The 11,969-nt window shown below is 64.9% G+C and carries 13 protein-coding genes; 8 read left to right on the forward strand and 5 right to left on the reverse strand.

All coding sequences use genetic code 11. The features are described 5' to 3' along the window. Window positions 1-58: 58 nt before the first annotated feature. Window positions 59-1,024, reverse strand: coding sequence for a catechol 2,3-dioxygenase (locus JHD07_RS19205; RefSeq protein WP_291624717.1), 966 nt, complete (start codon window positions 1,022-1,024; stop codon window positions 59-61). Between the two features lie 430 nt (window positions 1,025-1,454). On the opposite strand from JHD07_RS19205, the gene JHD07_RS19210 reads away from it, so the two are divergent. From JHD07_RS19210 to JHD07_RS19220, 3 genes are all read left to right on the forward strand, one after another. Further along, window positions 1,455-3,194, forward strand: coding sequence for a DUF87 domain-containing protein (locus JHD07_RS19210; protein ID WP_291624718.1), 1,740 nt, complete (start codon window positions 1,455-1,457; stop codon window positions 3,192-3,194). Between the two features lie 225 nt (window positions 3,195-3,419). Further along, on the forward strand, window positions 3,420-4,001 hold the full coding sequence (locus JHD07_RS19215; protein WP_291624719.1) for a peroxidase-related enzyme: 582 nt from the start codon (window positions 3,420-3,422) through the stop codon (window positions 3,999-4,001). A gap of 10 nt (window positions 4,002-4,011) precedes the next feature. Continuing rightward, complete coding sequence (locus tag JHD07_RS19220; RefSeq protein ID WP_291624720.1) at window positions 4,012-4,515, forward strand: MgtC/SapB family protein; 504 nt, start codon at window positions 4,012-4,014, stop codon at window positions 4,513-4,515. 95 nt (window positions 4,516-4,610) lie between these two features. On the opposite strand, the gene JHD07_RS19225 is transcribed toward JHD07_RS19220, so the two are convergent. The 4 genes from JHD07_RS19225 to JHD07_RS19240 all read right to left on the reverse strand — a co-directional run bounded on the left by JHD07_RS19225 (window position 4,611) and on the right by JHD07_RS19240 (window position 8,403). After that, entirely contained in the window at window positions 4,611-7,172 is a 2,562-nt protein-coding gene (locus JHD07_RS19225) for a cation-translocating P-type ATPase (RefSeq protein WP_291624721.1), read from the reverse strand. Continuing rightward, a complete protein-coding gene (locus JHD07_RS19230) occupies window positions 7,169-7,336 on the reverse strand; it encodes a hypothetical protein (RefSeq protein ID WP_291624722.1) in 168 nt (55 codons plus the stop codon). Before JHD07_RS19230 ends, JHD07_RS19225 begins: the two co-directional genes overlap by 4 nt. A 147-nt stretch (window positions 7,337-7,483) precedes the next feature. Further along, the gene (locus JHD07_RS19235) at window positions 7,484-7,627 is read right to left on the reverse strand and encodes a hypothetical protein (protein WP_291624723.1); all 144 of its coding nucleotides are present in this window, start codon (window positions 7,625-7,627) and stop codon (window positions 7,484-7,486) included. Window positions 7,628-7,779: 152 nt separating this feature from the next. Then, entirely contained in the window at window positions 7,780-8,403 is a 624-nt protein-coding gene (locus JHD07_RS19240; protein WP_291624724.1) for a ParB-like protein, read from the reverse strand. Between the two features lie 214 nt (window positions 8,404-8,617). Here JHD07_RS19240 and JHD07_RS19245 point away from each other — a divergent pair, with 214 nt between their 5' ends. From JHD07_RS19245 to JHD07_RS19265, 5 genes are all read left to right on the forward strand, one after another. After that, window positions 8,618-8,959: a hypothetical protein gene (locus JHD07_RS19245; protein ID WP_291624725.1), complete on the forward strand. Its 342-nt coding sequence runs from the start codon at window positions 8,618-8,620 to the stop codon at window positions 8,957-8,959. Between the two features lie 219 nt (window positions 8,960-9,178). After that, window positions 9,179-9,466 carry an acyl carrier protein gene (locus tag JHD07_RS19250; protein ID WP_007592476.1) on the forward strand — a complete coding sequence of 96 codons (288 nt, stop codon included), beginning with the start codon at window positions 9,179-9,181 and terminating at the stop codon, window positions 9,464-9,466. 10 nt (window positions 9,467-9,476) lie between these two features. Beyond that, a complete protein-coding gene (locus JHD07_RS19255; protein ID WP_291624726.1) occupies window positions 9,477-9,947 on the forward strand; it encodes a 3-hydroxyacyl-ACP dehydratase FabZ family protein in 471 nt (156 codons plus the stop codon). Continuing rightward, complete coding sequence (locus JHD07_RS19260; RefSeq protein ID WP_291624727.1) at window positions 9,944-11,146, forward strand: beta-ketoacyl-ACP synthase; 1,203 nt, start codon at window positions 9,944-9,946, stop codon at window positions 11,144-11,146. The genes JHD07_RS19255 and JHD07_RS19260 overlap by 4 nt, the downstream gene beginning before the upstream one ends. Before the next feature lie 21 nt (window positions 11,147-11,167). After that, on the forward strand, window positions 11,168-11,969 hold an 802-nt coding region (locus JHD07_RS19265; RefSeq protein WP_291624728.1), incomplete at its 3' end, for a beta-ketoacyl synthase N-terminal-like domain-containing protein.

Raw genomic sequence — 11,969 nt, forward strand, 5'->3', positions numbered from 1 at the left:
AAGCGGGAGAGGTGCACCGAGCCCGCGGCGGCTTGATTCAACCCAATCTCATCCTCCTTTAGCCGTGCTTCATCTCCACCGGCGGCGTGCCGTGGGTGTGGAAGGACTCGATCGTCTTCAGTCCCCAGGCCTGGCCCTTCTTGCGCTCCTCCTCGGTCCACACGATCGGCTTCCAGTCGGGCGCGAGGATGAGGCGCGCGCCGGCATTGGCGACTTCGACGCGGTTGCCGCCGGGCTCGTAGACGTAGAGGAAGAAGGTCTGCTGGATCGCGTGCTTGTGTGGCCCGGTCTCGATATGCACGCCATTTTCGAGGAAGATGTCGGCGGCGCGCAGAATCTCCTCGCGGCTGTCGAGTGCGTAGGTGACGTGATGGAAGCGGCCCGGCACGCCGGAATGGTCGAGTGAATAGGCGAAGTCGTAGCTCTTGTTCGACATCGTCAGCCACATCGCCGCTTCCCTCCCGTCGTTGAGCACGATCTGCTCGGTGAGCCGGCAGCCGAGGTAATGCTCGAAGAACTCGCGGTTGGCCTTGATATCGACGGCGAGGCAATTGAGGTGATCGAGGCGACGCACGTTGACGCCGCGCGCGGGAAAGCGCTGGGCCTGGTTCTTCAGCGCAGGCTTCAGCTCCGGCGGCGCCTGATACCATTCGGTCTCGTAATAGAGCTCGACGATATGGCCATCGGGGTCGTGGCAGCGGAAGGTCGGCCCCTGCCCCATGTCGCCGTCGATCCAGCCGATGTCGAAGCCGGATCCTTTCAGGGCGGCGACGCGACGCTCCAGCGCCTGCTGGCTGCGCGCGCGCAGCGCCATGTGGCCCATGCCCGAGCGCTTCGACGCCGTCAGCTTGAGCGAATAGCGCTCGTAATCATCCCAGCCGCGCAAGTACACCGACTCGCCCTGTCGTCCGCTGACGGTCATGCCCATGACATCGACGAAGAATGTCAGGCTCTCGTCGGGCTTCGGGGTCAGCAGCTCCATGTGGCCGAGATGAGCGAGATCGAGGATCGTTTCGGGCTGCATGTTTCCTCCAGGGCATGGCGAGCGATCCCCCGGGGTCGATCGCGGGATCGGACGCCGAAACGGCAACGCGCTCACACATCCGAAGGCGGCGCCGAGGCCGCCTTTCCATTTGCACTAATGTACAAATGATTAGGTCTCGTCAACAAAATCCAGGGTCTTGGTGGCGGTGACGAGGCTGCCGACGCCGACGCCCGAATGACGGCGTTGGCTGGCCGCATGGTAAAATTTTCCTTGATTGCCCCCGGCTCCAAGGCCCGGGGATTGCATCACTTTCCCGCATTTTCTGCCCAAAACGATGCCATCCGAACAAAGCTGCCGGCCGAATTGTCGGGGATTTAACGAACCGGCCGCGCTTGCTGCTTAACCGTTTGTGCAGCGACGGCCGCGCATAGTCGGGGCAAATCCCTCGGTCTGGCCAGGTTCATTCATTGTGACATCCTTTGGACGCGTGATTTCGGTTCGCGGATCGCTCGCCCGGGTCGGGCTATTGGCCGCAAGCCAGATGCCGATCTCGGAGGTGCGGGCGACCGTCGGCCGCTTCGTCAGCATTCGTTGCGCCAGCTCGGTCATCGTTGCGATGATCACAGAGGTGTCCTGCGAGAATTTGTCGAGCTCCGACGCCTACATCGCGATCGCATCGGTCGACCTGCTCGGCGAAATCCTCAATGCCGCGGACAAGGCCAAATTCCAGCGCGGCGTCACCAATTATCCAACCATCGGCGATGCCGTCGACCTGATCACCAGCCAGGAGCTGCGCACGATTTACGCGCCCACCGGCTCGGACCAGATCAATGTCGGCTTCCTCCAGCAGGACCGCTCCGTCGTCGCCTATGTCGACGTCGAGGAAATGCTGTCCAAGCACTTCGCCGTGCTGGGCTCGACCGGCGTCGGCAAGTCGACCGGCGTGTCGCTGCTGCTCAACGAGATCCTGAAGGCGCGGCCGAACCTGCGCATCTTCCTGCTCGACGTTCACAACGAATATGGTCGCTGCTTCGGCGATCGCGCGCTGGTGCTCAACCCGCGGAACCTGAAGCTGCCGTTCTGGCTGTTCAACTTCGAGGAAATCGTCGACGTGCTGTTCGGCGGCCGCGCCGGGGTGCCCGAGGAGCTGGACATCCTCGCCGAGGTGATCCCGCTCGCCAAGGGCGTCTACACCCAGTATCAGAACGCCGACCGAATCGGCCTGAAGCGCATCGACCCCAAGCAGATCGGCTATACCGTCGACACGCCGGTGCCCTATCGCCTCGTCGACCTGCTGTCGCTGATCGACGAGCGCATGGGCAAGCTCGAGAACCGCTCCTCCCGCATCATCTATCACAAGCTGATCTCACGCATCGAAGCCGTGCGCAACGACCCGCGCTACGCCTTCATGTTCGACAACGCCAATGTCGGCGGCGACACCATGGCCGAGGTCATCAGCCATCTGTTCCGCCTGCCCGCCAACGGCAAGCCGATGACGGTGATGCAACTCGCCGGCTTCCCGGCCGAGGTGATCGATTCCGTGGTCTCGGTGCTGTGCCGGATGGCGTTCGATTTCGGCCTGTGGAGCGACGGCGTCTCGCCGCTGCTGTTCGTCTGCGAGGAAGCGCATCGCTATGCCTCCGCCGACCGCAACGTCGGCTTCGGGCCGACCCGCAAGGCGGTGTCGCGCATCGCCAAGGAGGGACGCAAATACGGCGTCTATCTCGGCCTGATCACCCAGCGCCCCGCAGAGCTCGACGCCACCATCATCTCCCAGTGCAACACGCTGTTCACGATGCGCCTCGCCAACGACCGCGACCAGGCGCTGCTGCGCGCCGCGGTGTCGGACGCTGCAGCGAACCTGCTCTCCTTCGTCCCCTCGCTCGGCACGCGTGAAGTGCTGGCTTTCGGCGAAGGCGTCGCCCTGCCGACACGCCTGCGCTTCAAGGAGGTGCCGCCGCATCAACTGCCGCGTGGGGAGGCCACCATCTCGAGCGTGCCGTCGGTCACCTCCGGCCACGACATGCATTTCGTCAGCGCGGTGCTCGAACGCTGGCGCGGCGCCACCTCGCAGCGCGACGTGCCCAACGACCCGGTGTTCTCGGCGCCGGCGGCGAAGACGGTGTCCAGCATCGAGGCCCCGATGCTGCAGCCGTCGATGGGCCTCGATCCCGACCGCTTCTCGCTGCTGAAGAAGCCGCTGCGGTAAGGGACGGACACCGCCCCCACGAATTCCGCTGTCATGCCCCGGCTTGACCGGGGCATCCAGTACGCTGCAGCTCCTCGGCTCAATCACTAACGCCTCTGGAATACTGGATCGCCCGATTAAATCGGGCGATGACAGCGAGTGTGTGGCACAGCCCCCATCGTCCTACGTTGAGCCCGCCACCCGCATCGACTATGGTTTCCAGCCTAAAAGCCGGAATCCATGCCCATGACAAAGACAGCCGCGCAACGCTTCCCCGCTCCCGCCCTCGACACGCTGCCCGACGACATCCGCACGCGGCTTCTCGCCGTGCAGGAGAAGAGCGGCTTCGTGCCCAACGTCTTCCTCACATTGGCCTATCGCCCCGACGAGTTCCGCGCCTTCTTCGCCTATCACGATGCGCTGATGGAGAAGGACGGCGGCCTCAGCAAGGCCGAGCGCGAGATGATCGTGGTGTCGACGTCGGCCGCGAACCAGTGCCAATATTGCGTGATCGCACATGGCGCGATCCTGCGCATCCGCGCCAAGAACCCTGTGATCGCCGACCAGATCGCGGTGAACTACCGCAAGGCCGACATCACGCCGCGGCAGAAGGCGATGCTCGATTTCGCCATGAAGGTTTCGACCGACGCGCAGCGGATTTCGGAAGATGATTTCGCAGCGCTGCAGCCGCACGGCTTCAGCGACGACGACATCTGGGACATCGCCGCGATCGCCGCTTTCTTCGCGCTGTCGAACCGGATGGCGAATGTCACGGGCATGCGGCCGAACGAGGAGTTCTACCTGATGGGACGCCTGCCGAAGAAATGACAGTCACGCCATGACCGAGCTCGATTGGCCCGAAATTTTGCTGCGCCTCGGCACAGCGACGCTCGCCGGCAGCGCGATCGGCCTCAACCGCGACCTGCATGGCAAGCCGATCGGGCTGAAGACGCTCGGCATCGTCGGACTCTCCACCGCAACCGTCGTCCTGCTCGCGGTGCCCTTCGGCGACCCCGGCAAGATCACCGATGCGACGAGCCGCGTGATCCAGGGCGTCCTGACCGGCATCGGCTTCCTCGGGGCCGGCGTCATCGTTCACGAGAGCGACCGTTTTCGCGTGCGCGGCCTGACCAGCGCGGCCTGCACCTTTCTCGCCGCCTGTCTCGGCATCACCTGTGGCGCAGGGCAATGGAAGATCGTGCTGACCGCACTGGCCTTCACTTTCGTTCTGCTCACGATCGGCCGCCGCCTCGAGCGCCGGCTGCATCGCATGCTTGGCGGCAAGGAAGATCCGCACCAGGTGGAAACTCCGCCGAGGATGGATCACCGGCAGAGCGGCTAAAGCATGATCTGGAAAAGCGCGAACGCCTTTCCGGAAGGATCATGCGCAAGCAAAACCTGAAGCGCGATGACGATCCGTCCAAATATCATCGCGCTTCAGAATCGCAGCCGTCGTGCCCAGATCGGCTTCAGCAATTCGAGCACGGTCAGCAACAAGAATCCCGCGCCGAGCGTGATCGCCAGATCGTCCGGATGCAACGGACCGAACCGAAACAGGCTGGACGCTCGCGGCCACAGCAGAGCAGCCGCCAGAATGGACGCGATCGCTACGGCTATCCAGAGCAACGCCGGATTCGGACGGAAGAAGGCGGACAAGAAGGATGCGCTGAAGGAGCGGTTGACCAGTACCAGCGTAGCGACGCAGATGACGAGCGCGATGAATGCGAGCGCGCGCGCTTCATCGGATGGAACGCCGGAACGGAGCGCTCCGACGAAGATCGCTGCGATCAAGGCGAAGGCCATGGCGCCCTGCAGGACGCTCCAGGCGATCAGGGGCCAGGAGAACAGCGCCGCATCGGCACGCCGCGGCGGTCGCTTCATGACGTCGCGCTCCTCCCGCTCGGCTTCGAACACAAGCGAGCAGACCGGGTCGATGATCAGTTCCAGAAGCGCAATGTGAACGGGGCCGAGGATGACGGGCAACCCGAATACCAGCGGCAACAGGGCCAAACCGGCGATCGGAACGTGGACGGCGAAAATGAAGGCCATCGCCTTGCGCAGATTGTCGTAGATCCGGCGTCCCAGGCGGATGGATGCCACGATGGAGCTGAAATCGTCGTCGAGCAGCACGATGGATGACGCCTCGCGAGCGACGTCGGTGCCGCGGCCGCCCATCGCGATCCCGATATGGGCAGCCTTCAAGGACGGCGCATCGTTGACGCCGTCGCCGGTCATCGCAACGATCTCGCCGCAGCGCTTCAGCGCCTGAACGATCCGCAGCTTCTGCTCCGGCAGAACCCGCGCGAAGACGGTCACGTTTCCGACGAGTGCCTCGAGCTCGCTGTCGGACGCGAGCCTGATTTGCTCGCCGGTGACGACCTCCTTGACGTCGAGCCCGGCCTGCCCGGCGATTGCCAGGGCGGTCGCGGGATAGTCGCCTGTGATCATGACGACCCGGATGCCGGCCGAGCGGCATTCGGCCACCGCCTCCGGCACGCCCGGGCGAAGCGGATCGGCGAGAGCGACGAGACCGATGAAGCGAAACGCGAAGCCGTCCTGGGAGGACGGCAGGTTCTCGCCGTCATGACTTGCGGCGGCGACGCCGAGGACGCGAAGACCGTCCTTCGCCATCGCGGCGACGGCATCGCGCATCGCCTCGTGGTTGGCATCGTCCAGCTTGCAAAGCTGCGCAATCGCCTCGGGGGCACCTTTCGCCGCAGCGAAATACCCGGGGCGGTGCGGCGATCGCCAGACCTGCGTCATCGCCAGCAGCTCGGGCCGCAGACCGTAGCTGCGTACCAGCGTGCGAGCATCAGCGGCTTCGCCATCGGGCACAGCGGCCTGCGCGAAGGCGTGCAACGCCTTCTCCATCGGATCGAACGGTTCGGGCGAGCTCGCCAGCACGCTGCAGCGCGCCAGCTCGAAGAACTCTGCTCCGACGGGAGCCACCTGCGAGGCTGCGGGGCGCACGCTTGTGCCGTCGTGCAATCTCAGCGCCGCGACCGACATCCGGTTCTGCGTCAGCGTGCCGGTCTTGTCCGTGCACAGCACCGTGGCGGAGCCGAGCACCTCGATCGCGGCGGCGCGCCGCGTCAGCACCCGCGCCTTCGAGATGCGCCAGGCGCCCATGGCCATGAACACCGTGAGGACGACGGCAAACTCCTCGGGAAGCATGGACATGCCGATTGCGATGCCTCCGAGCAACGCCTGCAGCCAATCTCCGCGCAACGTTCCGTATAGCAGGACAGCCGCGAGGCTGATCGCCACGCCGCCGACAAAGCAAAGCCGTACCAGCCGCGCGGTCTGCTGCTGGAGCCGCGGCCGCTCCGGCTGCAAGCCATGCAGCGACAGTCCGATCTTGCCGATCTCGCTGCGGGGACCGGTGGCCTCGACCCTGGCGAGGCCCTCGCCGCGCACGACGAGCGAGCCCGAATACACGAAGGGCTGGTCATCGCCGCCCGGACGATGATCGGCCAGGGAGGCGTCCGCAGCCTGTGTGTTGGCGAGCTGCTTGCGCACCGGAACCGACTCGCCGGTCAGCAGCGATTCGTCGGCGGCAAGATCCCGCGCGCTGACGAGCACCGCATCTGCCGGGACCCGATCTCCCTCGGAGAGGACCAGGAGATCGCCACGGACAACGTCACGGCCGGCGATCCGCCGGCGCTCCCCGTCCCTGACCACCAGCGCGCGCGGGCTGGTCAGCTCCCGCAATGCCTCCAGCACCCGTTCGGTGCGTGTCTCCTGCACGATGGTGATCACGACGGAGATGAGACCGAACGCCAGGAGCAGCACTGCCTCGCGGAAATCGCCCAGCAGGAGATAGACGATTCCACCGCACAGAAGGAGCGAGAGCATCGGCTCGCGCAACACCTCGAGAACGATGCGCAGCGGCGTGCGCCGTTCCGTTCGCGGCAGTTCGTTGAAACCGTCCTGTTGCAGCCGCCGCCGGGCCTCGGCTTCGCTCAGCCCGGAAAGGCTGCCGCCTTCCAGCTCGCTCACGTCTTCCGCCGCAGGCTCCAGAGGCTCCCGCCACCGACGACGGCGGTGACGAGCAGCACGGCGACGAAAGTCTGGATAATTGTGAAATTCAGCGCATCCCGCGCAACGAACAGCGCAGTGATCGCGCCGGCGATGATGAAGAGGATGCGGAAGATGATGCTCACGGCCATGTCTCCGGTCGGCATGACCTTCAACCGCTCCGCCCTCGACATCGAGGCGCAACGCGGCTTGGGTCATCATGCAGCCGGACAATAGCCGCCGTCAGCCGCAGCCAATTGCGGAAGATCAAGCGTGACCAGACGAGCGGGCCGCTAGCGCTTTGCCATCAATTCGAGCGCAGGCGCAAAGCGCTCCGCAAATGTCGATGTCTTGGCGTGGTGAACTGCGGCAAAGGATGCCGAAATTCCTGCTACGGCGACGGCGAGCACGGCAACGGTGAAAACCAGACGGCGCATTTCGGCCTCCTGTGTGGGCTCGATAGCCCATAGAAATGGGACGCCTGTGTTTCAGGACCGCTTCACGGCGACGAAAAATGATGTCGCTCAAGAGACTGTGATGCCTTGCGATTGCTCGTGCTCGCAGGGCGCAAGCCCCCTAATCAAGGTCCCTAATCGTCGTCCTCTGGGCCGCACCAGCCAGGCAGATAGATCGCGGCCTTGCTTCTGGCCGCGGCCATTGCCGTCTCGAGCGCCTTGTCGAAATCGGCCTCCACCGCCTTGCGCGAGATCTGCCGGCGCAGAAAGTCAGCCCACAGGAATTCGGAGAACGGTGTGGTGTCCTTGGCAAAGCCGCCCATGCGGCGCAATTCACCGGCAAGGCTGCGGAACGGATCATCCTTGAGGTCGGCGACCGATTTCGGCAGGTCGCGGAACGACCGCCGCTCGCCCTTGGCGTCGTAAGGGTAAACCCAGCGCTTGTTGTCCATGACGCCCCAGAAAGCCTCGCGCTCCACCATCCTGAGGTCGCCAACGACGGTCACCAGCACCTTCTTGACGCCTTCGTCGTGCAGAGCGCGGCCGAGATGATGATGGTCGATCACGTAGTAGCGTGCGTCGGGGCCGTAGACGACCGGGATCATGTGCTTGCCGAGCAGGTCGGCCTGCTTGGTCTTGTCGTGCTCGCGCCAGCGCCTGCGCTTCTCCTTGACCTCGCGCATGCCGACAGTCATCTGCGTCGGCCGCAGCGACAGGATCGAAACGGGATGCACTCGCGGCTCACGCGTATTGGTCATGTCGAAGGGTCCTGACGGGTTGCCGCTGATGGCTCGGATTCCCTGACTATGCCATGGCCCCCGCGGCGACGAAATGCACGGTGGCAGTTCCCGAAACGCTCCCGCCACGCGAAATAGTGCAAGTGCACACATGCACGCGGGCATTGAGAAGATTTTCTTCTACGCGCACCTCACATATGCTATCTAGATAGCCGCTTCTGAGTGATCCCGCCCGATGAACAACCAGCGGCCCATAAGCTCTGATGACGAGCACCGGGTGCTCCAGTTCAGGCCGCGCACCCCGGCTTCCCCGACGGTCCAGCGCGGCAGCGGCACCGTGCAACCGCTCCGCGCCGCGCCCGAACGGCTGGACCTGTCGCGCTACGAGCAGCCCCGCATCGAACCCGACAATTACCGCCAGCGCATGCTCGCCAACATCGCGGCACTGGCCTTCACCATCGCGCTGACCGCGATCGGGATCTGGCTCGCGGTCAACATCGCCGACCTGCGCCGGACCCAGGATTGCGTGCTGATGGGCCGCCGCGACTGCGCCAAGATCACGACGCCGCACATCTAGGCGCGGCCGGCGCCCGGGTCTTCGGAAAAGGGCTCTGGCCGGCGTCCCCAGCCCCGCCCCCGGGGCTGTCCGGCTCCATTGAACTCGGGGCGGCGCTCCGATATACGGGCTTTCGACCCGGCCAGAGGGGGGTTTGAGGGCGTCATCAGGGGCGCGATGCCCACCCACCGTGCCACTCTGGAAACCCGAAAATACCCGCAAAATATCAAAGGCTTAGTGATGTCTTCCACATTCGATCAGGTCGCCACGATCATCGCTGAAACCTGCGACATCCCGCGCGACACGATCACGCCGGATAGCCATGCCATCGACGATCTCGGCATCGACAGCCTCGATTTCCTCGATATCGCCTTCGCGATCGACAAGCAGTTCGGCATCAAGCTGCCGCTGGAAAAGTGGACTCAGGAGGTCAATGACGGCAAGGCGACCACCGAGCAGTATTTCGTGCTGAAGAATCTGTGCGCCCGCATCGACGAACTGGTTGCGGCCAAGGGCGCGAGCGCCTAAGGGCGCAGTCATGCAACTCGAATACTTCCACATGATCGATCGCATCGTCGACCTCAAGGTCGACGAGAAGACGATCGTCGTCGAAGCCCGGGTCCCGCAGGAAAGCACCATCTTCGAGGGGCACTTCCCGGGCTACCCCTTGATGCCCGGCGTGCTCCTGATCGAATCGATGGCGCAGGCCTCCGGCTGGCTTCAGCTCGGCGTGTTCAAGTTCGAGCGCATGCCGATCCTGGCCGCCGTCAAGGAGGCCAAGGTGCGCGGCTCGGTGTTTCCGGGCGATCTCATGAGCATCGAGGCGAGCCTCGCCCATGAAGGCTCCGGCTATGCCATGACCGAGGCCAAGATCAGGGTCGGCGGCAAGCTGCGCGCCAATTCGGCGCTGACCTTCACGCTGATTCCCTTCCCCAATGCGGATATGCGCGGACACATGGCGAAGATCGCCGAGCGCGTCGGCTTTCCGCAACAGGTCGTATCGCCATGACTGACACTGCTTCGAAGCCCGGCCAGACGGAAGTCTGGATCACCGGTATTGGACTCGCGACCTCGCTGGGCGAAGGCCTCGATGCCAACTGGGCCGCGCTCCAGGAGAAGCGCATCAATGTCGACGAGAAGGGCTTTGCGCCCCACGTCGTGCATCCGCTGATGCCCGTCAGCTTCGACAGCCAGATTCCGAAGAAGGGCGACCAGCGTCAGATGGAAGCCTGGCAGCGCATCGGCACCTATGCCGCCGGCCTTGCGCTCGACTCGGCCGGCATCAAGGGCAACAAGGACATTCTCTCGAAGATCGACATGGTGGTCGCCGCCGGCGGCGGGGAGCGCGATCTCAACGTCGACACCGGGATTCTCACCGCCGAGGCCAAGGGCGCCAACGCGCCAGGCTTCCTCAACGAGCGGCTGATGAGCGATCTCAGGCCAACGCTGTTCCTGGCCCAGCTCTCCAACCTGCTCGCCGGCAACATCGCCATCGTGCACGGCCTCGGGGGCACCTCGCGCACCTTCATGGGTGAGGAGGTCGCCGGCGCCGATGCCGCCCGCATCGCGCTCGCGCGCATCGCCTCGGGCGAGAGCGACATCGCGCTGGTCGGCGGCTCGCACAATGGCGAGCGCAAGGACCTGCTCGTCCTCTACGAATTCGGCGACTTCAATTTGAAGGACAAGTTCGCTCCCGTGTGGGCGCGCAAGGATCATCCGGGTTTCGCGCTCGGCTCGGCCGGCGCTTTCCTGGTGCTGGAGTCGAAGACGCACGCGCAAGCGCGCGGCGCAAAGCCGTTCGCAAGACTGTCGAGCGTCGTCGCCGACCTCGCCAAGCGCAAGCAGCCCGGCGATATGGCCGCGACACTGGAGAAGCTGTGGACCGAGCTGCCGAAGCGCGAGGGCAAGGGCGCGATCATCACCGGGGCGACCGGTGCGGAGCCGGCGACCTCGGAAGAGCGCGACTTCCTGAAGGGCCACCGCGACTTTCCGGTGCGCTCGACCGGTACGATGTTCGGCCACGCCATGGAAACGCAATTCCCGCTCGGAATTGCGCTCGCCGCACTGTCGATCTCGCGCGGCGCGCTGTTCCCGCCGAATGATTCCACGGGGACCGAGATTGAAATGCAAGGCGCGCCCACCCAGATCGTGGTGGTGGGGGCCGGACACTGGCGCGGCGAAGGCATGGCGCTGGTCGAGGCGGTTTAGTTAGCTCAAGCGGGGATCGACATGACTGCACCACGCGACAAACTCGGGCGTCCCGTCGTCGTCGTCACCGGCATGGGCATCATGACCTCGCTCGGTGCCGGCAAGTCCGACAATTGGGCGAAGCTCGTCGCCGGCGAATCCGGCATCCGCACCATCACGCGTTTTCCGGTCGACGGCCTCAAGACCACGATGGCCGGCACGGTCGATTTCGTCGCCGTCGATCCGTTCTCGTCCACCGCACTGTCCGAGCGGATGGCCGAGCTGGTGACGGAGGAAGCGCTGGAGCAGGCCGGCATCGGCGCCAAGGCCGATTTCCCGGGTCCGCTTTTCCTCGCGGTCGCGCCGGTCGAGGTCGAATGGCCGCAGCGTCGCGAGCTCGGTCGCGCCGTCGGCCAGCAGGACATCACCTATGACGACCTGCTGCGCATTTCCGGCGGCGGCAAGTACAGCGCCTATCATCATCGCTTCATGTTCGGCTCGGTTGCCGCCCATCTCGCCGAGACCTTCGGCACCAAGGGCTCGCCGATCTCGCTGTCCACGGCATGCGCGTCCGGAGCCACCTCGATCCAGCTGGGCGTCGAGGCGATCCGCCGTGGCGAGACCGATGCTGCGCTGTGCGTTGCGACCGACGGCACCGTGAACCCGGAAGCGCTGGTGCGCTTCTCGCTGCTGTCGGCCCTGTCGACCCAGAACGAGCCGCCGCGGGCGGCCTCTCGCCCCTTCTCCAAGAACCGCGACGGTTTCGTGATGGCCGAAGGCGCCGGCGCGCTGGTGCTCGAAAGCTACGAGGCGGCGACTGCGCGCGGCGCGAAGATCCTCGGAG

Source organism: Bradyrhizobium sp., assembly GCF_016462955.1.
Taxonomy (GTDB): domain Bacteria; phylum Pseudomonadota; class Alphaproteobacteria; order Rhizobiales; family Xanthobacteraceae; genus Bradyrhizobium.

Bases quoted from the DNA above. Each gene is read 5' to 3' on its own strand.
- JHD07_RS19205 (WP_291624717.1), bottom strand. From the start codon at position 1,024: ATGCAGCCCGAAACGATCCTCGATCTCGCTCATCTCGGCCACATGGAG.
- JHD07_RS19215 (WP_291624719.1), top strand. From the start codon at position 3,420: ATGACAAAGACAGCCGCGCAACGCTTCCCCGCTCCCGCCCTCGACACG.
- JHD07_RS19220 (WP_291624720.1), top strand. From the start codon at position 4,012: ATGACCGAGCTCGATTGGCCCGAAATTTTGCTGCGCCTCGGCACAGCG.
- JHD07_RS19235 (WP_291624723.1), bottom strand. From the start codon at position 7,627: ATGCGCCGTCTGGTTTTCACCGTTGCCGTGCTCGCCGTCGCCGTAGCA.
- JHD07_RS19240 (WP_291624724.1), bottom strand. From the start codon at position 8,403: ATGACCAATACGCGTGAGCCGCGAGTGCATCCCGTTTCGATCCTGTCG.
- JHD07_RS19245 (WP_291624725.1), top strand. From the start codon at position 8,618: ATGAACAACCAGCGGCCCATAAGCTCTGATGACGAGCACCGGGTGCTC.
- JHD07_RS19250 (WP_007592476.1), top strand. From the start codon at position 9,179: ATGTCTTCCACATTCGATCAGGTCGCCACGATCATCGCTGAAACCTGC.
- JHD07_RS19255 (WP_291624726.1), top strand. From the start codon at position 9,477: ATGCAACTCGAATACTTCCACATGATCGATCGCATCGTCGACCTCAAG.
- JHD07_RS19260 (WP_291624727.1), top strand. From the start codon at position 9,944: ATGACTGACACTGCTTCGAAGCCCGGCCAGACGGAAGTCTGGATCACC.